This is a genomic window from Nonomuraea sp. NPDC050680 (assembly GCF_040654555.1).
In the GTDB taxonomy this organism is placed as follows: domain Bacteria; phylum Actinomycetota; class Actinomycetes; order Streptosporangiales; family Streptosporangiaceae; genus Nonomuraea.
In genome coordinates this window covers 25,712-49,733 of record NZ_JBFAIF010000030.1, presented here as the reverse complement: position 1 = coordinate 49,733, position 24,022 = coordinate 25,712, and the positions used below count along the sequence as shown (strand labels likewise).

Sequence of the window (24,022 nt, the reverse complement as noted above, 5' to 3'; positions counted from 1 at the left end):
GCACAGGTTCTCAGCTGGTGGCGCCCCAGGTGAGAGAGAGGCCGGTGGCGGCTCGTTCGGTGCGGATCTCCATCATGCTGCCGAGGATGGTGGCATGGTCGGACACCACGGGCGTGGCGTCGAGCGTGTAGGTGATCCGGGTGCTGACGAGCACCGGACTGCCCGGCGGCTCGTGGAGGTGGCGGGCGGCGGCGGGGTCGAGCAGACCGGGCCGGACCACCTCGGACGCCCGGGCGACCGTCACCCCAGCGTCGGCGAGGGCCGTGTAGAGGGAGACGGCGGTGAAGTCGCGCTCGCGGAGCTGGTCGGCCACCGGCCGGCGGACCCAGGACACCTGGTGTACGGCGGGACGTCCCGCGAACTCGCGGACCCGCTCCAGCCGCAGGGCGGTATCGCCAGGACGCAGCCGCAGATCCGCGGCGATCCGGGCGGGTGCCCGGCGCACCGCCCGCCCGACCACCGCGGTGCGCACGTCGTGGCCCTGTTTACGCAGGTCGTCGACCAGGCTGCGGAGCGAGTCGAGCTGGTAGGCCAGGTGCGGCGGGGCGACGAACGTGCCCCTGGTGCCTGGTCCGGGGCGGAAATGCCAAATCCTAGCAAGACCGGCCGGTCGGTGACGCGCCTGATCCGCTCGGTGAGCTCCACCGCCGAAGCGGCGAGGGCGGCCCGCTCACCGGTGGTGCCCATCAGCGACATCGCGTAGACGAATCCGCGGCTGCGGCACGAGATCTCCGCCAGCCGCGGCTGCGGCGTCGCCGGCGAGGCCAGCAGGACCAGCTCGATCCCGGCGGCGGCGGCCACGTCCGCCAGCTCGTCCGCCTCGTGCACCGGCAGGTCGGGCACGATCAGGCCACCGACACCGGCCCGGCGCAGCGCGGCGCAGAACGCCTCGGGGCCGTCGTTCAGCACCAGGTTGTAGTAGGTGCTGACGACCAGTGGCACGCCCAGGTCCGGCAGGCCGGACAGATCGGCGAGGATCCGGCGGGTGCTCGCCCCCCGGGCCAGCGCCGTGTCACTGGCCTGCTGGATGGTGACGCCGTCCAGCGTGGGGTCGGAGAAGGGCAGGCCGACCTCGATCGCGTCCGCCCCGGCGGCGGCGAACGCCCGCAGGTAGTCCGTCCAGCCGGGCGTGATCCCCCCGGTGACGTACGGCATGAGCAGGCCGCGGCCGGTGTCCCGGCGGGCACGCAGGTGGCGTTCGGCCGCTCCCACGGCCGGCGCGGGGCTCGTCACAGCAGCTCCTTCAGGGTTGAGACGTCCTTGTCGCCCCGGCCGGACAACGTCATCAGCACCGTCGATCCCGCGGGCAGGTCGCCGCCGCCCGCCGCGCGGATCACCCAGGCGAGGGCGTGCGCCGATTCGAGCGCCGGGACGATGCCTTCGGTACGCGCCAGCCGTACCGCCGCGCCGACCGCCTCCTCGTCGGTCACCGTGACGTAGCGGGCCCGGCCCAGGTCGCGCAGGTGGGCGTGCTCCGGGCCGACTCCCGGATAGTCGAGCCCGGCGGCGATGGAGTGCGCCTGGGTGATCTGCCCGTCGTCGTCCTGCAGGAACAGCGAGCGGCAGCCGTGCAGGACGCCGAGCCGGCCGCGGGCCGCCCCGGCGCCGCCTTCGGCCTCGACGCCCAGCATGCGCATCCGGAAGACGTTCAGCGCCTGCCGCTCGATGTCGCGCTCGCCCATGAACACGGTGGCCTCCAGCCCGAGCAGCGCGGCGGCGGTCGCGGTGGCCACCCCGTGCTGGCCCGCTCCCGTCTCGGCGATCAGCCTGCGCCGTCCCATCCGGGTGGCCAGCAGGGCCTGGCGCTCGGCCGCCGACCCATGGCCAGCGCCGACCGGGCTGAGATCCGCCGACGCGTCGAGGCGGGCCTACCGCAGGGCCCGCTCACCGACCCCGGCCCGTTGCTCTGCTACCTCACCATCGACGGCCTGGACCACACCGACAACTCTCGGGCCGCGATCCGGCTCCGAGGACAGATCCATGCCGCCATACGCAGCGCCACCGAAGACCGCCTCACCACTTATCACACGACCGAATCCACCATCACCATCGGCATCCACGGTCATGACGCCCAGGAACGCATCAACCAACTCCGCAACGCCCTCGGCAAGCTTCTCGCGAAGAACCGCCTCGCTCTCCGTGAATCTCCTCGCTGACCTGCGTGTTCGTGCTTAGCGCTAATTTCCGGCCGAATATGACCACGCCGCCTCCCTAGCCCGCGCGCGACCCCGGGGTAACGGTCCCGGCGCCCCGGTCCACCAGCACCACCTGGTCTGTCGGGTCGATGCGTGGAAGCCGGTGCGCGATGATCACCAGCGTCTTCTCCGCACAATAAACTCGCAGGGCGTCGTACACCTCGTCCGAGGTGACGCCGTCGAGGGCGCTGGTGACCTCGTCGACGACGAGCACCTGCCAGTCGGCCAGCAGCGCCCTGGCCACCGCCAGCCGCTGACGCTCACCGCCCGACAGCTGGAGTCCCTCCACGCCGATTGGAGTGTCGAGGCCGTGCGGAAGGTGGGACACCAGGTCGTCCAGCCGGACGGCGGCGAGCACCCGATGGATGTCCTCCTCGGTCACGGCCTCGCGGGCGAACATCAGGTTCTCCCGTATCGACGCGTCGAACAGGGTGGTGTGCTGCGGAATGATCGTCGCCACGTCGTGCAACTCCGCGTCGCCGGCGCCGTCAAGCTGAACGGTTCCGGTGGCCGGGCGCAGGAGACCGGCGATGATCAACCCCAGCGTGCTCTTGCCCGACCCGGTGCGTCCCCGGACCACGGTGACCGATCCTGCGGGCAGGTCCAGGTCGATGCCACCGAGCACGTCCCGCCCGTCGCCGTACCGGTGGCCCACCCCGCGCAGGGTCAGGCTGATCCCGGCCCCCGGCACGGGAGCGCGGCCCTCGTCGATCGGCAGCGGCTCCGGCAGGTCGAGGTATTGGATGACGCGCTCGAACTTGACCAGTGAGACGTGCAGGCCACTGGATAATTGCAGAAGGGATTGGATGGGCTGGGACAACTGCGTCTGCAGGATCACCATGACGATCACGGTCCCTGTACTCAGTCCGGAGACCGCCGTACCGGACACCCAGTACACCAGGGGCGGCACGCACGCGAACGACGCGCCGATGATCACATAGGCGGTGGCGCCCACGACTCGCTGCCGCACCGTGATCTCACCCAGTTGCCTGCACACCTCGACGAACCGTTCGAGCTGCCGGCCGGAACGACGCAGCGTCCGGCCCAGGATCACCCCGCCCAGGCTGAGATCCTCGGCGGCGAAACGCAGCAGTGAGGTGACGTGGCGCTGCCGTTGCCTGGCCAGGTCCTGGCGCCGCTTGGCGAAGCGATGGTTGAGCAGCGCCAGCACGTACGCCAGGGAGAAGGAGAGCAGGGCCAGTTGCCAGCTCAGCATCAGCATCGCGATACCCGAGGCGACCAGCGCGGTGAAGGAGCCCAGCGCCTGGTGGACGGTGCCGGTGACGAACCGGTCGATCCCCTCGATGTCGCTGACCAGCCGGGCCTGCACCTCCGAGGTGCTCTCCTCGGTGTAGAAGGCCAGTTCCTGCGATTGGGCGCGGCCGTACACGGTAGCGCGCAGGCTGGTCGTCACCCGCTGGCCGACGATGTTGGTGAGCGCCACGTTGCCGACGTCCAGAACGCTGCTCGTGACTCCCAGGACGACCATGAGCACGCACAGCAGCGTGAGCAGCCCGACGTCGCCGTTGAGCAGCCCCTGATCGATGACCATGCGGGTCAGCAGCGGGTTGGCCACTCCCAGGGGCACGGTGATCACCACGATGATCAGCGAGGCCACCACCTGCCACCGATGCGGGCGGAACCAGGTGAGCATGCGCCGGAGTACGGCTGTGGCCGTCACGGGAAGGGGTGGGGGTCGGAGGTGAGCTCTTCCGGCGTCAGGTCCCGGTCGCGATGACCGAGCAACCGCGGCACGGTCAGCAGCCGGGGGAGATCGTCGAGACGGCGGTGGTCGTGCCCGAAGGTCATCGACAGCGTGCCGGGAATCAGCACCTTCACGCAGGCGAAGCCGCCCGCCCGGTGCTCGGAGCCGGTCTGGTCGATCACGATCACGTCGAGCCCGGTGTCCAAATAGCGCTTGACCGTTTCGGTGAGCACGCCCGTCAGATCCGTACCGGTGACGGCTCCCAGGTCGGCCGGCCTGCGACGGCCGGGCGCCCCGGTGAGGAAGTCGAGCCGCCGCGCGGCGTCCGGATGCGCGTACAGCAGGGAGTGGTCCTCCATCTCCTTGACGAGCCCGGGGTCGGCCAGCATCTGCCGCGCCCGTTCACGGTGCTCCGCGTACTTCTCGCCCACGGGAGCGATGCTCGAGGCGACCTCGGAGAGGGCGTTGGCCATGGCGCGTTCCGGGTCGGGGCTCGACCCGGCCGCGGAGATCGTCGCCGCCCGGCCGTCGTCGCGCGGGTTCACGGCGATGGCCCACACGCAGGGGATCCGCTGCTCCACGCTGATGTCGTGGAAGAACACGTTGTACCCGGTCTCCGCCTCCACGGACGCGAGCTGCCACAGCAGCCGGCGATCGGACACCCCGGCCGTCTCGATGCGTGGCGCGGGTATCCTGCAGTACCAGGTCAGCAGGAAGGCGTCGCGCTCGGCGACCTCCAGGACGCCGTGGAGGACGGCCTCTTCGAGGGAGCCGCCGAGGGCGCAGCCATTGGAGATCTCGTAGACCAGCTCGTGCCCGTTCTGGTAGTAGGCGCAGGACTGCGGCACCAGGATCGGCTCCTTCCGCGCGAAGGAGTAGCCCCACACCCAGGTGTAGGTCTCATTCACGTCGAACGGCCGGTACAGGAAGCCGGGCAGGCAGTACCGTTCCGGCGGGTAGAGGCCCAGGGTCCGCGGATCGAGCGCGTGCCCGGCGACCTCGGCGAAGCTCGCGCGCACCGCCGGCCTGCGCGCGCCCTGGGCGCCACCGTACCTCTCGAGTCCTTCCAGCACGGCGATGCGCCTGCCGGCGGTGCGCGTCTCGGCGCGCCCGTAGCCCATGACCTCGCCGCCGCCGCGCCCGCCCACTCTGGCCGACGCGACGGCCAGGACACCTGCCGTCCATTCCGAGATCGAGCCGATCAGCCCGCATTCCTGGTCCACGTACAGCTCTTCCAGGTCCTCGGTGACCTCTCGCGTACGGAAGCTCCCTGCGCGCTGCATCTGCCGGGGTTCCAGGACCAGGTCCGCCAGCTGGGCGGTGTCCTGCGGCGCGTCACCGCAGGTGTCGCAGAGCGCGTCCGGCAGGAACGGATGAACGCCGACGTCCAGGCGCTCCAGATTCACCGTCATCAGGGCCCTGCGCGTCCGGGAAGCGTCCCCTTCCGACAGCAGGGCCGCGACGATTTCGGCCACCTGCGTGGCGGCGAGCGGGGTGAGCCAGGACGACGGGCGTCCGCGCAGGGCCTGGCCGTGCCTGCGCCAGATGGCGCGGTGCCCCTCCTGGTCGGCACGGACGAGGCGCCGTCGCCGTTCGGCGCAGGACACGCAGCCCGCCTCACCCGGGATCTCCAGGGGGCCGATCACCACCTGGCCGAGCTCCGCGCGGACGCGTAGCCACGGCACCGCGAGCTTGGTGGAGGCCGCTCGGGCCTCCGCCGTGCGAGCGGTGTTCCAGCTGTCGTCGGCCGCGATCAGCAGGTGCGGGCCGCCGGGCACCTGCGCCGCCGTGTCATGGCGGCCGACCTGCCAGTCGGCCGCCAGCCGACCGGCGATGGCGTCGTGCATCAGCCCGTGCCCGATCAGCGCCACCTCACGCATCAGCCACCACCACCCGGGTCAGATAGGGCATGATCGCGGCCACTTCCTGATCATGATCGAGGGGTACGGCCAGCGCCACCCGGCCGCCGGCGCGTAGCCGCGAGGCCGCCGTCGCGAGGTCTCCTGCCGGGGCCGGAGTCCGCCGCCATGGGCCGCGCAACCGGGCGGGCAGCGGTTCCGCCTGGCCGTACCGGGGGGATTGCAGGTGCACGAGCGTGGACCTCAGTCCTTCTCCCAGCGCCTCGGCCGGGTCCAGGTCGGCGAAGTAGCCGATCGTGACCTCGCCGGCGCAGTACGCGAAGGCCGGGATGCCCAGCGGGCCGGTGAGGTCGTACACGTCGGGCAGTTCGTCGAGGCGGGAGAGCACCTCGCGGCATCTGCGCCCTTCCTGGCGCAGGTCGACGGCGGTGAGGTCGATCCGCGGAAAAGGCGCGGAGCGCGCGGCGAGACCGGCGATGATCATCTGCAGGCACTGGCCGGCCAGTCCCTTGCCGAGGGCGTGCTCCCAGCTATCCCCGGTCGCGAGCCCGGCGCCTCCGCTCCCGAACACATCGGCGGCCGGTACCAGTCGCGCCCTGTCCGGGCGGTCGATCTCGTGCGCCCAGACGTCGGATCCGACCAGCCTCCGCGGATCCACCGTGCGCGCTCCGTAGGCGGCCAGCGCGCGGCAGGCGGCGTCGCGGTGCGCCGCCTCGTGGCCGAATCCGGCGCCGATCACCGCCTCCCCGTCCGGCGATACGGCCCGGCACAGGTTCACCAGCACCTGGGGCGCGTCTGCCTCGGCAAACCTGACAACGCCCAGGCGCTCGTCGACGCACGGGGCGATCCTGCGCAGGAATGACTCCTGGTCGAGACGTTCGCCGGCCAGGAGATCACGCACGCGCCGGAGGAACTCCTCGCGGGAACGCGGGGACGCCGGGCGTGCCAAGGGGTGGGGCAGGCAAGAGTGGCGCGTGCGCCGCCACGTCCCCTGCTCGATCCTGACCAGGAGGCCGCGTTCGGCGGGCGGGACGGCGCCGGTCAGCTCCCGGTAGGCGGCCTGGACCAGGCTCGCTGCCGCTCCCGGCGGCGCGGTTCCGCCCTGCCCAGCCGTGACGCCCATCCGGCGCCTCGCGTCGTCCCATCCCGGCGCCGCGGGCGGCAGCAGCCAGGTGGCCTCGCCCGTGACGACCATCAGGGCGAGGGGGATCGCGCGCTCCGCGCAGGCGCGCTCCAGCGGCAGGGCGGCCGGCCCGTCGCCCGCGTAGAACACCAGGTCGGTGCCCGCGGGGAGATCGGTCACCGCGGCGGAAGAGAGGTCCAGTACCGTGATGTCACGCAATCCGGACGCCGAAGCCGCCCTGACCAGTTGTCCCAGCATCGGCTCGACGCCCGCCACCACCGCGGCGCGGCCGGCGTAGCTGTCATCCCGGTCCTCTTCGAGGGCGTCGCAGGTCCGCAGGAGCTCGACGACTCGCCTCACCGCCTTCTCCCGGTCGGGCGGCATCCCGGCGGTCAGTTCCCCGATCGTGTACCTGCCGTCGAGGAACGGCGTGAGCCGGTCGACCCAGCCCGCGATCGCGGCCCCGTCGATCCGCGCCAGCCCTCGATGCGTGAGTACGCGCAGGCCGTCGCCGGTCGGGGCCAGGTAGACGTCGTCACGCATCCGCAGCCTCATCGCGCCGCTCCCCGCGGGAGGGATCCGAGCGCGAACTCGCCCACCGAGCCCTCGTCCATCTCGTCCAGGCCGGTGGCCGCCGCGAAGGCGGTGGAGTCGCCGCCGCCGAGCGCGCAGGGCGCCAGCTGCATGGCGGTCGCCACCAGGTACATCGTCTGGAAGAGGACGCCGACGTTCTTCATGATCAGTGAGTACGCCATGGACTGGTAGTTCCACATGACGCGTCCGAACCGTGCCGCGATCACCAGGAGCACCTGCGGCTCCTCGTGCCCCGTCGACGCGGCGGCGGTGCGCAGGAGCCGCCGCACCTCGGGGGTGGCCCCGCAGATCCTCTCCAGGCGGTGGCGCTGCGGATCGTAGTGATGCAGCCCCTGCTCCAGCCCGTGGACCTGCCGGATCACCGGGTAGATCTCCAGTTCGTACAGGGCTCCGCCACTGGGATACGGCCGGCGCACATAGTCGGCGCCGTCGGCGCGGAAGACATCCCGGTTGCGCGAGCAGCGGTAGAGGAACTCCCCGAGTTCCGCCGCAGTCACCGGGTTCGACGCATCGTAGCGGCACAGCGAGCGCCGTTGCTCCAGCACGGTGGTCAGCCCGGGGTCGCCGGCGCGTACGCGGCTCAGATCGGGTCGGGCAAGCTCGACGACCTCGCCGTCGAACGGCTCACGGAGCGCCGCGTGCGGGACCGGCCTCCCGGCGGCCCAGTCGCCCTTGCCGTACGGGACTCCGGGCAACGGCCTGCGGCTGCGTCGGTGGAACCACAGCTCGTGAGGTCGCCAAGTCGGCGACCGGTCGTCCTCGTCGCCGGCCCGGGCGACCGCCAGTCCACCGGCCCACAGGTCGCGGCGGAACCGGCGCAAGGCCGGGACGTCGTCGTCGGCCGGCCGCGGCAGCCCGAGCCAGGCCAGGGCGCGCGAGTCGTGCAGCCGCACGCGGCACCATGAGCGCGGGGACTCCAGGACCATGGCGCTCCCGTCCCTGCGGGCCACCGCGTACCGCGACAGCACCAGGTCCTCGGGCATCTCACCCGCGATCGGGTGCTGCGGCCCTTCCGGCTCAACGGTGTAGACGTCCGTTCCCGACCAGGTCACGGTCGCCTGGAGCCACCCCTCGCGCCGCAGCAGGCTCAGGTCCTGCTCCACCAGTTCCTGCGCCGGGACCGGCTCCCTGGCCAGCCGGTGCAGCAGCGCCTGCTGCGCCGTGCTCAGACGACCCAGCGCCGTGCTGTACGGCCCGCTGAGCAGGTAGTAACAGCGGTCAGGTGTGACGCCACCCGAGACACCCGGCCGGATCCGGACGCGTTCCTCGATCTGCGATGTCATGCCGATATCTCTTCCTCGCCAAGGTCCAGCACGGTCCGCGCGGCCAGGGCGGTGGCGTACTGCTCGGTGAGCAGATCGACCCCCAGCCGGTTGGCCGCGAGGTGCGCGCACGTCGTCATCACCGCCGGCTGCCGCCGGGGCTCCAGCTCCTTCTGCAGGCCCGCCATGGTCTGCGCCCAGCCCGCCAGGCCGTCGCCCGGCGGCAACCGATCCGTCCGCTCGACCAGCGCCCGCATGCGCCGCCCCAAGGGGAGCAGGACGTCGCGTTGCCGCGCGAAAAGATCGGCGTGATCCCCCCGCGGCAACGCACCGGCCCCCAGCCGCAGCAAGACGATGAGGTACATCGCCACGACGGCGGTCACCCGCTGCTCGGGCGTGACTCCTGCCGTGAGCATGGACAGGACGATCCTGCTGGAGTCCACGAAGTGCTTCTCCACCGCCCCCATCGCCACCCGCCCGTAGCGCCGGTTCTCCCTGCGGTAGGGAATGAACGACACGGAGTTGTTCTGCGCCAGTTCGCGGGTGAAGCCCGCCATCCCTTCCCCGCGTGCCAGCAGAGCGGCTCTCGTCTCGTACTCCTCCTGGCGCACGGCGACGGCGGAGGGGCAGGTGCGGAAGAAGGCGCGGCTCCTGGCCTCGATGACGCGCCGTACCCGGTCGTGCTCCGCCGGCTCGGCTCTCACGCGCAGCCGTACGTGCGGACCGGCCTCCCAGTAGCGCAGGAAGAAGACGTCCGGGCGGTCGCCCCCGTCCGCCAGCTCCGCCACGATCGCGGGAATCAGCCGGACGATCAGGGGATCCTGGTCGCCGTGGTAGAAGAGATGCGCGCTCACCCACTCGTGGTGACCCACGTCAATCGCCCCACGCCGCGACATCGATCACCATCTCCATGACGTGCTCACCGCCGTGGTTCTCGGGTGCCCGCATCGGATCGGGCAGTGCCTCCTCGAAGAGGACCACCTCGTTCGGCTGTCGCAGCAACTCGTTGAAGGCGTGGAGGAGAAAGGGGTTGGCGAAATCCAGGTAGAGCGGCTTGTTCTCGTAGGAACGCCCGCTGGCCAAGCCTCTGACGAAGCACGTCTCCGGGATGCCCGCTTCCAGCCGCCACGCGGTCAGCCGGAGGAGGTATTCGGCCATCGGCTCGCTCGCGCGCCGCGCCGGGATGTTCGCCGGCGTCATGTGACGGCTCGCCCGGCGCACCACCACGCGCCCCACCCGCGCCCGCGGGATCACCGTCACCTCGGGCCCGGACCTGCGCTGTCCAGGCTGCGCGATGCCCATCACGGGCTCGGGCGGCTCCTCGCCGAACGCCCGAACGAGCAGGTGCGCCGCGCGCGGCAGGGTCCAGGGGACGCTGTTGCCGAGATGCAGCGGCCGGACCAGCCGGTCGAGCCTTCCCGACCGCAACCGCAGGAGTTCGCGGGTCGGATCCCGCTCCACCCACAGGTCGTGCAGATCGATCCGATCGGTCCCCGGCCGGACGTCGCCGTGCCACGGATAGGTGATCTCGTACGGCGCGCACGGCTCCCTGACGTTCAACGAGGTTCCCAAAGACCCGCCGAGAGCGGCGAACACCGGATAGTCGCCGGGCGGTTGCGCCCACGGCTCCGTGCGGGTGCCGGTCAGGTGGTCCAGGCGGCTGTGGACCCTGCCGTACCCGGTGAAGATGTTGTTGATCACGAACGTGGGGCCTGACTCGTCCGCCAGCGGCTGCCCGTACACCCCCACCGCGTGCAGGTCGTCCAGCCAGCGCGGGTATCCGGCCACCGCGAGGGTCAGCTCACCGGGCTCGATCGCGACGACCCCGTCAGGTCCGGCCGCACGCCACAGCAGGCCGGCCGCGTCCTGGCGCAGCGCGCGCAGTTCATGGATGCGCTCGAACACGCTCGCCCGCCCGCTTCCTGACGAATGCCACAGCCGGCCGATCTCCTTGCCTGCCGGGGAACCGCCGGCGATCTCCTTCACGAGCTCGTGGTAGAAGGACAGGAAAGGAGTCGGTGGCCGCTGCCCCCACCAGGCGTTGAGCGCGATCTTCAAGTCCTGGCCGAAGCTGAACAGCGCCAGCCACCGGCGGATGACCTGCAGGTCGGCCAGCACCGGCTGCCACGCGAGACGCCCGCACTCGGCCAGGGGTTCTCCGGCTACGGCCGTGTCGAAGGTCTGGCTCGTGATCGGCTGCCCCAAGTGGCCGGACAGGCTCCCCATCGCCTGGCCCACCGCATCCAGCCGCCGCCGATGCAGTTCGACGTCCTCGACCGGTACGGCCGCCCGCACGGCCTCGTCGACGGCCAGGAGCAGCGCGCCCTCCTGCGCGAACTCCGCGCCGAGCGAGCGTAACCAGTGCCCCGCCTCGCCTGGTGTGGTGATCTGCCCGGCCGGCTGCGGCATGAGCTGCAGCAGTCCGATCTCGACGAGATGGTCGAGGAAGGCCGCGACCCGGGCGGGCTGGGCGTTTCCCGCCGCCTCCAGCTTGCCTGTCAGCTCACCGAAGGTGATCGCGGCGTCGGGGATCAGTTGCAGGCAGGTGCTGATCGCCGGGGTGGCGTCGATCGTGACCATCGCCTCCGCTGGAGGGGGACCCAGGAAGCGCAGCCGGTCGCCGGAGCCGACCACGCTGGGGTTGACCCGGATGATCATGGCGCGCCGCAGCCGTCCAGTCGTGACCAGTGCCGCGTGCAGTTGCGACCGCGCGACATGGCCGAGGTCGAGGACGCCCGCCGTGCCGCGCAGACCTTCGGCGCACTGGCGGACCGCCACGTCGTCGTCCGTCCACGTACCGCGTCCCGTCACCATGAACGTGCTGAAGGGGCTGGTCTTCGCCGCGGCCCGGACCAGGTACTTGACCAGGGCGGGCGCCAGCCGCCGGGTACCACGGCCCGGGTCGACCAGCCACTTGTCCAGATCCGCCGACAGATCGGGGCTCGCCTGGAGGAGCGCCCGCCGGAAGACCGGGGCGGAAACGAGGTCACGCAACCGGCTCTCCAGGGCCGCCGTCTCCGATCCGACACGTTCGTCCAGGTCGCGTCCACCATCACGCCACTCGTCACAGGTGGCCACCCAGCGTTCCACCCGGTCCGCGAGGTCACGGCCGAGCAGTTCCCGCGTCGCCGGGCCCCACTCGCGGGCGGTCGGCCTGCGCCCCTGATAGACGGCCCGCCGCAGGCCGACGAGCAGCGGCCTCGTGGGGTGCGCCGCCGCGCGTGCGATCACCGGGTACAGCTCATCGCTCAGCGTCGCGCCCTCGGCCCGCATCCACCGCCGCAGCGAGAGCCGGTCACGCACGGCCAGTCCCACCTCGTGGAAACGCAGTTCCCGCAGGACGGTGGCCGGCAGGCCGGCCAACCGAATCAATGGAGCAGCGAACATCCTTCACCTCACCCGATGAAACGCGGGCCGTCCTGCGCGCAGCACGGCCCGCGGTGCTGTCCGCTACTCCTGGTCTATGTCGTCATCGGGGTCGGCGTGCGGCTTGTCCGGGCCGCCGCAGCCGCAGACGCAGCCGCTGGGTCCGACGCACTTGGTGATCGTGCAGGACGCCACGATGTCGTAGCCGCGGCCGAGCGTGAGGGTCTGCACCTCCAGCCCGCTGACGGTGAGGTCGAACACGTCCATCGGAAGATCGTGAACATCGAAGTCGAGGGTGGAAACGGGTGGCATCGATACCCCTTTTTCGCCTAGCTGGAATGCGTGTCCATGCGCTGCCGACGCTAGCAACGGTGGGTATATCGGAGGTATATCGGTGGTACGCCGCTAGACCCGGTTTGCGCACATGTGGATGTTTAGGACCTTTCGCGTGGCGGCTTGGCAGTGTGTTCGGTGGGCGGCAGGCTGCTGGCGTGTGAGACAACATGCGCGGTTCGGGGTTGCGTCGGCGGAGAAGCTGCTCCCGCTGGTGAGTAGAAGGCGGTACGTGGCCAAGGGCGTTCCCGGCGGGTACCAGATCTGGGACACCAAGGCACGACGGTGGTGGGGAGACCACTACGAACTCTGCCCTGACGGGCTGCTGTCCGAGCTGAACGACGCCGCGGACCACGCGAAGATCACCATGCTGCTCAAGAAGTACCGAGCCCTCAAGCGCTGACAACGAATGCAGCTCGGTTGCAGACGATGCCCCACCTGCTGTGCAGAGGTGCTTGTGACATCGACACCGTCCCGGAACTTCGTCCGACAGACGCCGCTCGGCTATGGGGCGAAGAGGACCTGGGACTCGAGGTCGAGGCGGGTGGTGGGATCTGCAGCCGGCGGGGTGAGGTTGAGGATCCAGTTGCCGAACCGGCGGCGCTTGGCGGCGCTGATCTTGCCGCGCAGGTGCTCACGATCAATGTGAGGCGCTTGTCCTCATCCAGCACCTTCCGCAGGTCAGCGATGTCGGTGACCCGCGCCTCGCCCGCGAAATGCGCGATCTTCCCCGGCGGGACCCCCTCCAGCCACACCTCGGTCGGTCCGAGGCCGTCCAGCTCGTGCAGGAACGCCAGACGGCCCTTGAACTTGTTGAGCGACGCGGCTTGCGCCACGTCCTTCAGCCCGTCGTACTCGCTGCGCCGGGTGATGGGGTCGACCAGCAGCAGCCGGGCCGACCTCGCCCGGGCCCCGGCGTCGACCCGGCCAGACACCAGTGCGAAGAACCCGCGGTTCACCTCGGTGCGAATCTTCTTGGTCATCTCATCCGGCGTCGTGTAGCCGGGCAGCTCGCATTCCGCGCGAACCAGCTCTTCCAACGCCACGTTGATCAAGTCAGCGGGGTTGTCCTTCGCCTGGGCCGCCTTTCGGATCGCCTCGTCGGCTACCTCCCGCACCCTGGCCGCGTCGTAGGTGACGCCCATCCGCGTGCGCACGAACGACCGATGCCGCTTGGCCGACCGCTCCGCGGCATCCCCAGCGCCACCTCCGGCAGGCCGATCGTCTCTCGGATGTGCTCGGAGAGCACTGCAGGGATGTCTTTGAGCTTCGGGAAACAGCCCAGCCGCTGGTAAGCCTTCAGCCACACCAGCAGGGCCAGCAGATGCTGATCATCCTGCGTCTTACCGCGAGCCCACTCCACCTCGACGACCGACGGGGTAAACACCTCCGCCAGCTCGTCCTGCAGACCCCCGCCCCCGTGGTCGCCCGCATGCTCGGCTACGACGGAGACACCGCCACCCGACTCTCCACCGCAGCCGGAAGCCCATGGAGCCGCTACGCTCCCGGCGACCACGAACAGTGACCTCTCCCAGGCGATCAGGCGGGAACACAGATCACTCGATCATTGGCCCCTGCCAGTGCCGCACCCCATGAAGAGCGTTTCCGGAGCGGCGAGCGCCAGGCCGGCGGCGCCGAGCGCATGCTGGGCATCGCTCCAAGGACGGACGATCACTTGGACGCGGTAGGCCGCGGTGACCTGGCTGCTCCGCATCACCACGGAGAACCCGGGCTCCAGGCCCGGCCAGAGAACGTGGTTCTCGCCGATGACCGCGATGGTGGGCGTGCCGAGCAGGTTGACGACGCCGGCGACGGCCCGCCCGAGTATGGCGCCGATCTTGGCGAGCACCCGGGCCAGCGACCGTTCACCGGAGACCCACCGTGAGCGGAGCTCCTCGATGGTGGTGGACGCCTCGGCGAGGCCCTCGCGACGGGCGGCGCGCAGGATCCCGTCGTCGCCGGTGAACGTCTCCAGACAGCCCCGGGCGCCGCAGGCGCAGCGCGGACCGGTGGCGGCGACCGGCGTGTGGCCGAACTCGCCGGACAGCCCACCCGGACTGCGGTGCACCCGCCGCCGCAGGACCGCTCCGACCCCCACCCCGTCGCCGATGCCGAGCATCAGGAAGTCGTCGTGCTCAAGTCCCGCCCGGTACAGGAGTCCGGCGGTGGTGCTGGCCGTGAGGTCGTTGTCGACGAGCACCGGGATCGGCAGTTCAGCGCGCAGCCGTTCACCGAGCGGAAGGTTGCTCCACCCAAAGCGGGGACAGAACCGGATATAGCCCGCATCAACGGAAGCCGGTACGGCCACGCCCACGGCCTTGAGCCTGGGGCCCATGACGGGGTCGGCCAACCGCCGGCCGATGACGGTGAGTAGCTGGGGGAGCGGGTCTGCGTGACTGTCGAAGGACGATACATCGGATGTGAGCAGCCGTCCATCCAACCCCGCGACCACGGTGACAAGGTGGTCGGTCGCGACGCGTACGCCGATGGTCGCGGCGGCCTCCGGCACGACTTGTAGCGGGATGCGCGGCCGGCCGACGACCCCTGTCTGAGAGGCCAGAGTCCGCAGATAACCGCAGGCCAGAAGGCGTTGCGTGTGTTCGTGTACGGTCGCGTCGCCGAGCTTGAGCCGGGCCGCGATCTGACGGCGGTCCAGGGCGCCCTCAGCGCCGAGAAGGGCCAGGATCTCGACGCGGGTCAGATCGCCACGACCGGCGGTTCGGCGAGCAGTCATCGGATATTTGCTATCACGAGCTCATTGACATTACGGATTGCTACGCCCTAGTTTCGGACCAATTAACTCGGCCCCGAGCTTATTGAGTGGAGCTGCGATGGGCAGGCAGATGTATGGCGGTCGGAGATCATTGGCGCTCGCGACAGCGCTGGTCATCGCGGGGGGATTAACGGCTGGTTGCGGGGGCGACGGCCAGGAATCGGCAGGAGGCAACAAGGCGAGCAACGGCGCGGTGACGCTCACCTGGTCGATGTGGGCGTCCGGAACTGAGGACCGAAACGCCTGGCAGAAAGTAGCCGACCAGGTCACCCAGAAGTACCCGAACATCAAGATCACCCTCGAGACCTCGCCGTTCAAGGACTACTTCACCAAGCTTGGCACCCGCCTGGCCGGCGGCAGCGCGGCGTGCGTCGTCTCCATGCAGAGCCTGCGCACGGGCGGCTACGTCAGTGGCATGCGTCCGCTGGACGACCTGATCAAGAAGAACGGCCTGGACATCGCCGACTTCGACTCCTCGATCATGGACGGACTGGCCGCGGGCGGCAAGCAGTACGCACTGCCGTATGACGTCGGCGCGCTGATCATGACCTACAACAAGGACATGTTCAAGGCGGCCGGCGTGCCGGCGCCGAAGATCGGCTGGAGCGTGGCGGAATTCGAGGCGGCGGCCAAGAAACTGACCACCGGCGGCAAGTACGGCTTCGTGGGCTACCCCACGGCCCTGGGGATGTTCTCGATGATCCGCTCCAAGACGGGCGCGGAGCCGATGGACGAGTCCGGCAAGCTCACCCTCACCACCGAGCCGATGAAGATCGGCTTCCAATGGTACGCGGACCTGACCGCCAAGCAGGGGGTCGCGCCCAAGATCCCCGGCGTGGACAACAACTTCACCGAGACCCAGTTCCTCAACGGCAGCGTGGCGATGTCGGTGAACGGGCCCTGGTCCGTTCTGGAGCTCAAGGCGAAGGCCAAGTTCGATGTGGGCCTGGCCACCATCCCCGCCGGTCCGGACGGGACCAAGAGCTACTCGGCCGGGTCCGGCTTCGGCATCTCCCAGTCCTGCCCGTACCCTGACGAGGCCTTCAAGGCGATCAGCACGATGACCAGCGCCGAGGTGCTCGGACAGCTCGGCTCGGTCGGACGCGCCTATCCGGCGCGCAAGTCCGTACAGAACAAGTGGTACGAGAACGCCTTCGAGGGCTCCAAGCCGGTTCTCGACGCCGCCAACGCCTCGGCGAAGCCGTTCAAGGCGACCAGTAACTGGGACCCGGTGGAGAAACTGCTGGCCCAGTACGGCATCCAGGCCTTCAACGGGCAGACCACGGCGGCCGACGCACTCACCCAGGTGCAGCAGCAGGCACCGGCGTAAGGAGCAACGTGTCCGACGACGCCATAGCCCGTCCGGCGGCGGTCGCGGGCGGAGGGCGCCCCAGCCGTCTGCGCCGCGACGGAAGGGCCGCTGCCTTCTTCGCGGCGCCCAGCATGATCGGGTTGACGCTGTTCACCCTTTTCCCGATCGTGCTGTCCCTGGTGATGGCCTTCTTCCGATGGCCCGCGGTGGGCGAGCGGACCTTCACCGGGGTGGAGAACTTCACGACGCTGTTCACCGATCCCGTCTTCCGGCGGGCGCTGTTGAACACACTGCTGTTCGTGGTGCTCTATCTGCCGCTCAACCTCGTCGTGTCGGTGGGGCTGGCGGTGTGGATGGGCCCGCGCATCAAGGGCCGCAAGGCGCTGCGAGTGGTGTTCTTCCTGCCCGTGGTCACGCCGATGGTGGCCAACGCGATCGTCTGGCGGATGATCTACCAGCCGAACGGGCTGATCGACGGCTCGTTGTACGCCGCCACCGGCACGCACGCGCCGAACTTCCTCGGCGAGCAGGGCTGGGCCATGTTCGCCGTCGTCGCGATGAGCGTGTGGCAGGGGTTCGGCTACAACATGCTGGTCTTCTCGGCCGCGCTGGACGCCATCCCGCGGCACCTGCTGGAGGCGGCGCAGATCGACGGGGCGGGACCGTGGCGGCAGTTCTTCCGCATCATGCTGCCGATGATCTCCCCGGCGCTGTTCTTCGCCTCGACCATGACGCTCATCACCTCGTTCCAGGTCTTCACCCAGCCGTTCCTGATGACCGGCGGAGGGCCGGGCATGGACACCGAGACCCTCATGATGTTCGTCTTCGACAAGGGATTCTCGATCTACCAGTACGGACTCGCGTCCGCCGGAGCCTGGATCCTGTTCGTGCTGATCCTGGGCGTGACCGCGGTGCAGTTCGCCGGCCAGCGCAGATGGGTGACCTACGATGTCTGATCACGCCGTCCGCCGCGTCCGGCTGGTCATCTCGCACGTCGCGCTCTACCTGGTGGCCGCCGCGTTCCTGACGCCGCTGGTGTACATGCTGGCCACCTCGCTCAAGCCCGCCGACGAGGTGTTCCAGTCGCCACCGAGCCTGTTCGGCTCGCTGATCCGGTGGGAGAACTACAGCGAGACGTTCGAGTTCCTGCCGTTCGGGCGGTTCGTCCTCAACGGGCTCGCCGTCGCCATCTGCGGCACGATCGTGGTGCTCGTGGCCTCGGCCATGTCGGCGTACGCTTTCTCGCGGCTGCGCTGGCGCGGTCGCGACGGCTTCTTCCTGGTCTTCCTGGCCACGCTGATGATCCCCCAGGAAGTGCTGGTCGTGCCGATGTTCATGCTGATGCGCTGGTTCGGCTGGGTGGACTCCTTCCAGGCGCTGATCTTCCCCTGGGCCTTCACCGCTTTCGGGACGTTCATGCTGCGCCAGTTCTTCCTGACCATCCCCGAAGAGATCTCCGAGGGCGCCCGCATCGACGGCGCGGGATCGGTGCGGGTCTTCACCAGCATCATGCTGCCGCTGATCAGGCCCGCGCTCGCGGTGCTGGCGGTCTTCACGTTCATCAACTACTGGAACAGCTTCATGTGGCCGCTGATCATCATCAACACGGTGGACGAGAAGGCCACCGTCCCGCTGGGCCTGTCGCTCTTCGTCGGCCAGCAGGGCACCCAGTGGAACCTCATCATGGCCGCCTCGGTGATCTCCATGGCGCCGACCGCGGCCCTGCTCATCCTCCTGCAGAAACATCTCATACGCGGGATCGCTACCAGCGGTCTCGGCGGCCGGTGAAAACTTACGAAAGGGACATTGTGCACCACGCCTGGTTCTCCGAATCCCGCTTCGGGATGTTCGTCCACTGGGGTCTGTACTCCTTGGCGGCCCGCCACGAGTGGGTGAAGAACCGCGAACAGCTGACCGACGAGCACTACCAGCGCTACTTCGACCACTTCGACCCCGACCTGTACGACCCCGCGGAGTGGGCACGGCTGGCCAAGGACGCCGGCATGCGCTACGTCGTCCTCACCACCAAGCACCATGACGGCTTCTGCCTGTGGGACTCCGCGCAGACCGACTACAAGGCGACGCGCACCCCTTGGGGCAAAGACCTGATCGCGCCGTACGTGGAGGCCCTGCGCGCCGAAGGGCTGAAGGTCGGCTTCTACCACTCGCTCATCGACTGGCACCACCCCGAGTTCCCCGTCGACTATCTCCACCCGCAGCGCGAGGACGAGGCGTTCAAGGCCGCCGCCAAGGACCGCGACATCTCCAAGTACGCCGACTACCTGCACGCCCAGGTACGCGAGCTGCTCACCGGCTACGGCCAGATCGACTACCTGTTCTTCGACTTCTCCTACCAGGGCAGGCCGGGCGGCTGGGGCGGCAAGGGCGCCGACGACTGGCGCTCACCCGAGTTGCTGGAGATGGTGCGCGAGCTCCAGCCGGGGATCATCGTCAACGACCGGCTCGCCATCCCCGGCGACTTCGTCACCCCCGAGCAGTACCAGCCCGCCGGCCCGATGACCATCGACGGCCGCGAGGTGCCATGGGAGGCCTGCCAGACCCTCAACGGCAGTTGGGGATACGACCGGGACAACCTCGACTACAAGTCCCCTGACCTGCTCGTCCGCATGCTGGTCGACAGCGTCGCCAAGGGCGGCAACCTGCTGCTCAACGTCGGCCCGGACGGACGCGGCCAGATCGACCCGCGCGCCCGCCAGAGCCTCGCTGAGATCGGCGACTGGATGCGGCTGAACTCCCGCTCCATCTACGGCAGCGGCCCCAGCGGTTTCACCGCGCCTCCCGACTGCCGCTACACCCAGCGCGGCGATCGGCTCTATCTGCACGTGTTCAGCTGGCCGTTCCGCCACCTGCACCTGCCCGGGTTGGGCGGGCGCGTGAAGTACGCCCAGTTCCTGCACGACGCCTCGGAGATCCGTACGCGCGTCATCGACCCCTCCAACACGGCCCAGAACACGGCCATCGGCGCCCTGGCCCCGGACACCCTGACCCTCGACCTGCCGGTCCAACGTCCTGACGTCGCCGTACCGGTCATCGAACTGTTCCTCGCCGACTAGCTGAAGATCTCGGCGGTCCAGCCGGAGTTCCGTTCGCCGCGCTCCGCTGTAGCGGGCGCGGCACCCTCCCGGGGGCCCGTCCAACGGAAGGGCCACCCTCGGCAACAGGGTGGAGCCTCAGCCCGGGCTGAACCAGCGGGTGAGGGCCGTCTTCAGGCTGCCGGGGTCCGCGCCCGCCCAGGCGACGTAGCCGTCGGGGCGGATGAGCAGCGCGGGTGCCGGCGCGTCGTCGGCCGTCGCGGTCACGTGGTGCACCCGGTCGTACCAGGGCTCCGCGGTGGCGGCGAGGTCGTTCGCACCGGTGAGGTCGAGAAGCAGAGGACGGGCGTCGCGCAGGAGCTCGGCGAGGCGCCGTGTGTGCCTGTCATCGGTGGTCAGGTCAAGGAGTGGCACGAACCAGCCGGTGGGCGCGGCGGGATGTTCCTCGCCCATGTCGTAGCGGATATCGGCGCCCGCCATCGTGGCGGCGACCATGCGCAGGTTCTCGGTGCGGTCGAGGAGTTCCGCGAAGAGCCGGCGTAGTGCGGTGACATCGCCTCCGGGCGCCAGCAGGGCGGATGCGGCTTGGGTATGCATGAGCACGCGCTCGCCGGTCGCGTGGCGTTCGGTCTCGTAGCTGTCCAGGAGGTCTTCCGAGGCCCATACCTGTACCGCCGCGGCGAGTTTCCAGCCCAGGTTGGCCGCGTCTTGCAGTGCCGCGTTCAGGGTCGGCCCGTGGCTGACATGTGCGGCGTCGCCGGCGATGAAGACTCGGCCGTCACGGTAGCGGTCGGCCTGCCGGGAGTTTCGATGGCACACGCGGCGAAGCAAGGTGGGCGCGCCCTCGGGCGGCGGAGTCAGGGGCAGGCGTACCCCGATGACCCGTTCGACGCTGTCCTGCATCTCGGCCAGCGTCATCGGCGCACCCGGCCCCGGGAAGTCGCCTGCCGGGTGCTCTTCCCATTCGGCCGTGTTGACCAGCGGCCGCTGCGGGTCGTGCGGCAGGATGGTGAAAACGCCCCGCTCAGTGCGGTGGAACATCGCCGGGATCTCGCCGAGTCCATCGATCACGACACGTCCACCCGGCGCGAAGTGGAAGTGGTCGCTCGGCCCGATGAGGGCCGTCCGGTCGACGACGTCGTCGGATGCAGGCGGCCGGGCAGGGATGAAGGTGAACCTGGAGGTAGAGGTCTTTCGGCTCTGAGTTTCCGGCGGGCGTCGTGACAGTGTGGCGAGCAGGAGCAGTGGAGCGGGAGGGGCGTCAGCGATGCGAGGTTCGCAGTGTAAGGCCGGTTTGCTGGCCTTGGCGGCGGTGGCGGTCTGCTATCGGTGGGTGATTCGAGGCTGGCAGCTCGGCTGGGGCAGCACCTCGGCGGAGGCTCAGGGGCCGCTGCCGGGTGATGAGCTGCTGGGCGCGGCGGATCTGGTAGCCACTCGGGTGATCGCCATCGATGCGCCTGCCGGGCCGGCCGCCACCTGCGTGGACCAGAGCCGCCACCCGGCAGGCGAAGCCGCGGAACTCCTCCACCACTTCGGGATGGGTGAACGGCTGCTCGGAACGGGTGAGGCCGGTCGCGTACTGGCCTTCCACTCCCACGGGCAGCCGGATGGCCCCTGACCGGGTCGCGCTGTGCGATTGCAGATGCCTGACCCTGGCCAGGTTCCGCTTCGCCACCTGTGCCAGCGACCCCGTTGGCGGCGGACAGGCGCGCGCCCTCCACCGGCGCAACCGGCGCAGCCACCGCGCGAAGGAGAGCAGGCAGAGCAGGCAGATCACCGCGGCGACGCCGAGCGTCCAGGCGTTCACAGCTACAAGCAGCAGGGCGGTGATCGCGAGCACCGGCGCGGCCGCCGAGACGATCGCCGCTGCGATCGCTGGGCCGATCGCCCGCGCCACGGCCTTGGCGGAGCGGCGAGGCCGCGCGCGGCCTCGCCGACCGGAGGCGGGAGAGAAGTCGGCGATGACGTGCCTGCAGAAGACGGCGAACAGGTGCAAGACGAAGTCGCGCGCGGCGTAGTCGACCGGGGCCGGCACCACGCAGCGCACGTCCGCCGTTGGCGGCGGCACGGGACGGCGCCCCTTGCGCTCGCCGTTCCAGGCCTGCAGCCAGCGCTCCCAACCGGTCGCGGGCTGCGGCCGTGCCAGAGCCGGGGTGCAGTAGTGGCGCAGGATGGTGGATTTGCCGGATCCGCGGGGGCCGGAGATGCCCAGGCTGATGCCCGTGACCTTCGCAATCAGGGCTTCAACGTCGCTGGCGGTACGGGTTGGCACCTCGTAGACGCTGTCGTGGATCTCGTTCAAACCGGGGCTGCTGGTCACGCTGAAGGCCGGATCGAACCGGCGTGTGCGCATCGTGTTGATCCGGGTGCGTACGTGGGCGAGCAGCTCCCGCTGGGCCAGCTTGGTGATCAGCGCGTCGCGGGCGGCGCCTGCGGCGCTGTCGACCTCTGGGCTCAGGTCACCGGGGAAGATGCGCCAGCCGTCCTTCAGCTTGAGCAGCCGCAGGAGCGCGAAGGTGGCACCGCCGGCGATGAACGTCGTGCCGCCGGCCCAGAACAAGATCCATCCCCATGCCCAGATCCGGTTCGCGACAAGCCCCATGACCAGCAGGGCCGCTCCTGCGGTCAGCAGGATCCGGCCGGCCCAGCGCACCCCGAAGAAGTTGGGATCGGTTGGGACCCTCACCGGGTCTCGGGCTATCTCGTAGGCCGCGAACTCCTCCGTAGGAGGGAGAGGACCCGGCGGGCGTCGGAGATCAGCGTGCGCCGCAGCTTGCTCGCCGACAAGTTCAGCTCGTCCAGGGCGACGCGGATCTCGTCTTTGCCGAGCACCTCACTCAGCGCGCGCATGTACATGTCGAACAGCACCGAGTCCGCAAAGAGCGGGTTATTCTTGGCCCGCATGAGCGTCAAGCCGGATTCTGGCACGGGTGTCGGCCTCTCCCCATCCATCGGGGTCCTCTACTGGCTTGGACGTCTGTGAACAGGCAGCCGAACGCCAAGTACAGCACCCCAGCATGCTCCACTCGCCGCGACGACCTCCGCCAGGGCCGCTGGAACTGGAACGCGCGTCTTGTTCGGCGCCTCACCCGCCTGACAGTGGCGCTATGCACTCGCCCGCTCCGCAGGGAGCCTGGCCGTGGCCGGCCGGATGCACGTCGGTGGGCCAGGTGTGCCGTTCGAGGTCGAACAGGGTGCGCCTGAGGTCGGTGATGGCGTGGTCCAGCCCGCCGATAGCGCGGGTGATGCGCGCCTTGGCCTGGTCGTCGCCGGTCAGGCTCAGCGCGGCGTGCAGGTCGAGGCTGACGGTGAAGATCTGGTTGACCAGGATGTCGTGCAGGTCGGCGGCGATGCGGTAGTCGTCGGCCGGGTGTGGTGGCGCTTGTGCGGGGCCGTTCATGTGGCCGGCGGGGTCGGTTTCCCGCAGGCTGCTTTGGTGAGAGTCGGTGCCGTACATGGCGGCGTTCCTCGCTGCGCCAACCGGCTCGCCGTCCTGCGTGCCGGGATGGGGTCCCGGGCGGGAGGTCCAGTGGTCGCCGACGCTGATGGCCGTTCATGAAGCGATGACCAGGGCCGCGACAGTGCCCATCACCCGCCGTGGACTTCACACCCCTGCTCGTCAGGGGAGGCGCGGGGACAACGATGGAATTGCCTGCGCTGGCGTGCTCTGATGGATGCTGCCGGGGTCTTGGGCGACGCCTGGGTTTTTGAACCGGCGGAAAGTTGCCCGGCCCGGGTCTGTCACTTTTCTCCTGGTCTCGACCCTACGCCTGTCGCGGTTCGGAAAGAACGCGCCGGACGGTGCGGCCTGGTGACGGTTCAGTGGCAGTGAGCGAAGCGCCTGCCCTGGATCTTGACGATGTCGATGACGATGCAGCGACCTTTCGCGTCCGCCCAGCCGGAAAGAGCGGGGCAAGCCAGCATCAGCCGGGCCTGGCCGACCACCAGCACCGACCACAGCGCGCGCCCCCGCTCATCCAGCCGGTCGGCCTGGAAGGCCACCACCGACAGGCTCCCGGCTGTGGCGGCCGTCCACTCACCCCCACGCCCGGTCCCGATCACCACCTGCTCGCCATGCAGGAGAAAATCCGTCGGCCAGATCACCGGCAGCGCCCCCTGGGTGAAACCCAGCCGGCCCACCGTCACCGATCCCAGTAGTTCCAGGCACTGCGGAGGCGACAACACCTCCAGCTCGCCGCTCCCTACGTCATCCCACATCACATGCTCACCGTGACCAGGCCTTGCCTTGTCGGGACAGGGCAGAAAGTCCCGCCTCGTGCCGCCGAACGCCCCAGGGGTTCCGGCTGCCCTGGAGACGAGCCGGTTGTAGAGCCTTTCGCCTCTGTCGCGCGGGCCGGGCCGGGAGCAGGCTCGCCTGCAGGGGGACGTTGACCGGCCTGCCTCCAGCAGCGAGGCAGGCCGGGGCCGCCCTCAACGGCGGCGCCGG

The 24,022-nt window shown here is 69.8% G+C and carries 22 protein-coding genes and 3 pseudogenes; 7 read left to right on the top strand and 18 right to left on the bottom strand.

What is annotated here, in order from left to right; genetic code table 11:
• Positions 1-10 precede the first annotated feature (10 nt).
• The 3 genes and pseudogenes from AB0H88_RS47870 to AB0H88_RS47860 all read right to left on the bottom strand — a co-directional run.
• On the bottom strand, positions 11-445 hold the full coding sequence (locus AB0H88_RS47870; protein ID WP_357656275.1) for a UTRA domain-containing protein: 435 nt from the start codon (positions 443-445) through the stop codon (positions 11-13).
• A 176-nt stretch (positions 446-621) separates the two neighbouring features.
• Positions 622-1,155, bottom strand: a pseudogene (gene trpA / locus AB0H88_RS47865) (tryptophan synthase subunit alpha); the annotation flags it as partial.
• A 74-nt stretch (positions 1,156-1,229) separates the two neighbouring features.
• Positions 1,230-1,802: pseudogene (locus AB0H88_RS47860) on the bottom strand (pyridoxal-phosphate dependent enzyme); the annotation flags it as partial.
• Positions 1,803-1,820: 18 nt separating this feature from the next.
• Between AB0H88_RS47860 and AB0H88_RS47855 the strand changes: the two are divergent.
• Positions 1,821-2,156, top strand: coding sequence for a hypothetical protein (locus AB0H88_RS47855; protein ID WP_357656273.1), 336 nt, complete (start codon positions 1,821-1,823; stop codon positions 2,154-2,156).
• Between the two features lie 55 nt (positions 2,157-2,211).
• Here the strand turns inward: AB0H88_RS47855 and AB0H88_RS47850 are convergent, their stop codons facing one another.
• The 7 genes from AB0H88_RS47850 to AB0H88_RS47820 all read right to left on the bottom strand — a co-directional run bounded on the left by AB0H88_RS47850 (position 2,212) and on the right by AB0H88_RS47820 (position 12,416).
• On the bottom strand, positions 2,212-3,849 hold the full coding sequence (locus tag AB0H88_RS47850; protein ID WP_357656272.1) for an ABC transporter ATP-binding protein: 1,638 nt from the start codon (positions 3,847-3,849) through the stop codon (positions 2,212-2,214).
• 23 nt (positions 3,850-3,872) lie between these two features.
• Entirely contained in the window at positions 3,873-5,780 is a 1,908-nt protein-coding gene (locus AB0H88_RS47845) for a TOMM precursor leader peptide-binding protein (RefSeq protein WP_357656270.1), read from the bottom strand.
• Positions 5,773-7,437 carry a hypothetical protein gene (locus AB0H88_RS47840; RefSeq protein WP_357656268.1) on the bottom strand — a complete coding sequence of 555 codons (1,665 nt, stop codon included), beginning with the start codon at positions 7,435-7,437 and terminating at the stop codon, positions 5,773-5,775. Before AB0H88_RS47840 ends, AB0H88_RS47845 begins: the two co-directional genes overlap by 8 nt.
• Positions 7,434-8,759, bottom strand: a complete 1,326-nt coding sequence (locus AB0H88_RS47835) for a SagB family peptide dehydrogenase (RefSeq protein ID WP_357656267.1) — start codon at positions 8,757-8,759, stop codon at positions 7,434-7,436. The genes AB0H88_RS47840 and AB0H88_RS47835 overlap by 4 nt, the downstream gene beginning before the upstream one ends.
• Positions 8,756-9,592 carry a lantibiotic dehydratase C-terminal domain-containing protein gene (locus tag AB0H88_RS47830; protein WP_357656266.1) on the bottom strand — a complete coding sequence of 279 codons (837 nt, stop codon included), beginning with the start codon at positions 9,590-9,592 and terminating at the stop codon, positions 8,756-8,758. The genes AB0H88_RS47835 and AB0H88_RS47830 overlap by 4 nt, the downstream gene beginning before the upstream one ends.
• A gap of 19 nt (positions 9,593-9,611) precedes the next feature.
• Positions 9,612-12,110 (bottom strand): lantibiotic dehydratase, encoded by a 2,499-nt coding sequence (locus AB0H88_RS47825; RefSeq protein WP_357656264.1) that lies wholly within the window; start codon positions 12,108-12,110, stop codon positions 9,612-9,614.
• Between the two features lie 78 nt (positions 12,111-12,188).
• Positions 12,189-12,416: a thiomuracin/GE37468 family thiazolyl RiPP peptide gene (locus AB0H88_RS47820; protein ID WP_357656262.1), complete on the bottom strand. Its 228-nt coding sequence runs from the start codon at positions 12,414-12,416 to the stop codon at positions 12,189-12,191.
• A gap of 181 nt (positions 12,417-12,597) precedes the next feature.
• On the opposite strand from AB0H88_RS47820, the gene AB0H88_RS47815 reads away from it, so the two are divergent.
• Positions 12,598-12,840, top strand: a complete 243-nt coding sequence (locus tag AB0H88_RS47815) for a hypothetical protein (RefSeq protein ID WP_357656260.1) — start codon at positions 12,598-12,600, stop codon at positions 12,838-12,840.
• On the opposite strand, the gene AB0H88_RS47810 is transcribed toward AB0H88_RS47815, so the two are convergent.
• Positions 12,830-13,744 carry a DUF4158 domain-containing protein gene (locus AB0H88_RS47810; RefSeq protein WP_357656258.1) on the bottom strand — a complete coding sequence of 305 codons (915 nt, stop codon included), beginning with the start codon at positions 13,742-13,744 and terminating at the stop codon, positions 12,830-12,832. The two genes, AB0H88_RS47815 and AB0H88_RS47810, sit on opposite strands and share 11 nt — an antisense overlap.
• A pseudogene (locus tag AB0H88_RS47805) lies at positions 13,699-13,800 on the bottom strand (hypothetical protein); the annotation flags it as partial. The gene AB0H88_RS47810 and the pseudogene AB0H88_RS47805, both read right to left, overlap by 46 nt.
• Between AB0H88_RS47805 and AB0H88_RS47800 the strand changes: the two are divergent.
• Positions 13,762-13,962 (top strand): hypothetical protein, encoded by a 201-nt coding sequence (locus tag AB0H88_RS47800; protein ID WP_357656366.1) that lies wholly within the window; start codon positions 13,762-13,764, stop codon positions 13,960-13,962. The pseudogene AB0H88_RS47805 and the gene AB0H88_RS47800 overlap by 39 nt on opposite strands.
• 39 nt (positions 13,963-14,001) lie before the next feature.
• Here the strand turns inward: AB0H88_RS47800 and AB0H88_RS47795 are convergent, their stop codons facing one another.
• Entirely contained in the window at positions 14,002-15,171 is a 1,170-nt protein-coding gene (locus AB0H88_RS47795; protein ID WP_357656257.1) for an ROK family transcriptional regulator, read from the bottom strand.
• Between the two features lie 130 nt (positions 15,172-15,301).
• Here AB0H88_RS47795 and AB0H88_RS47790 point away from each other — a divergent pair, with 130 nt between their 5' ends.
• From AB0H88_RS47790 to AB0H88_RS47775, 4 genes are read left to right on the top strand one after another with little or no spacing between them, the layout of a single operon-like run.
• Complete coding sequence (locus AB0H88_RS47790) at positions 15,302-16,540, top strand: sugar ABC transporter substrate-binding protein (RefSeq protein WP_357656256.1); 1,239 nt, start codon at positions 15,302-15,304, stop codon at positions 16,538-16,540.
• An 8-nt stretch (positions 16,541-16,548) separates the two neighbouring features.
• Positions 16,549-17,478, top strand: coding sequence for a sugar ABC transporter permease (locus AB0H88_RS47785; RefSeq protein ID WP_357656255.1), 930 nt, complete (start codon positions 16,549-16,551; stop codon positions 17,476-17,478).
• Entirely contained in the window at positions 17,471-18,310 is an 840-nt protein-coding gene (locus AB0H88_RS47780) for a carbohydrate ABC transporter permease (RefSeq protein ID WP_357656253.1), read from the top strand. The genes AB0H88_RS47785 and AB0H88_RS47780 overlap by 8 nt, the downstream gene beginning before the upstream one ends.
• A complete protein-coding gene (locus AB0H88_RS47775) occupies positions 18,307-19,596 on the top strand; it encodes an alpha-L-fucosidase (protein ID WP_357656252.1) in 1,290 nt (429 codons plus the stop codon). The genes AB0H88_RS47780 and AB0H88_RS47775 overlap by 4 nt, the downstream gene beginning before the upstream one ends.
• Before the next feature lie 117 nt (positions 19,597-19,713).
• On the opposite strand, the gene AB0H88_RS47770 is transcribed toward AB0H88_RS47775, so the two are convergent.
• The 5 genes from AB0H88_RS47770 to AB0H88_RS47750 form a co-directional block, all read right to left on the bottom strand.
• Entirely contained in the window at positions 19,714-20,646 is a 933-nt protein-coding gene (locus AB0H88_RS47770) for an FAD-dependent monooxygenase (protein ID WP_357656250.1), read from the bottom strand.
• Positions 20,647-20,836: 190 nt separating this feature from the next.
• Entirely contained in the window at positions 20,837-22,261 is a 1,425-nt protein-coding gene (locus AB0H88_RS47765) for a hypothetical protein (RefSeq protein WP_357656249.1), read from the bottom strand.
• Between the two features lie 11 nt (positions 22,262-22,272).
• Positions 22,273-22,479 carry a hypothetical protein gene (locus AB0H88_RS47760; RefSeq protein WP_357656248.1) on the bottom strand — a complete coding sequence of 69 codons (207 nt, stop codon included), beginning with the start codon at positions 22,477-22,479 and terminating at the stop codon, positions 22,273-22,275.
• Positions 22,480-22,660: 181 nt separating this feature from the next.
• Positions 22,661-23,032, bottom strand: coding sequence for a histidine kinase dimerization/phosphoacceptor domain-containing protein (locus AB0H88_RS47755; RefSeq protein ID WP_357656246.1), 372 nt, complete (start codon positions 23,030-23,032; stop codon positions 22,661-22,663).
• Between the two features lie 362 nt (positions 23,033-23,394).
• Positions 23,395-23,793: a pyridoxamine 5'-phosphate oxidase family protein gene (locus AB0H88_RS47750; protein WP_357656245.1), complete on the bottom strand. Its 399-nt coding sequence runs from the start codon at positions 23,791-23,793 to the stop codon at positions 23,395-23,397.
• Between the last annotated feature and the right edge of the window lie 229 nt (positions 23,794-24,022).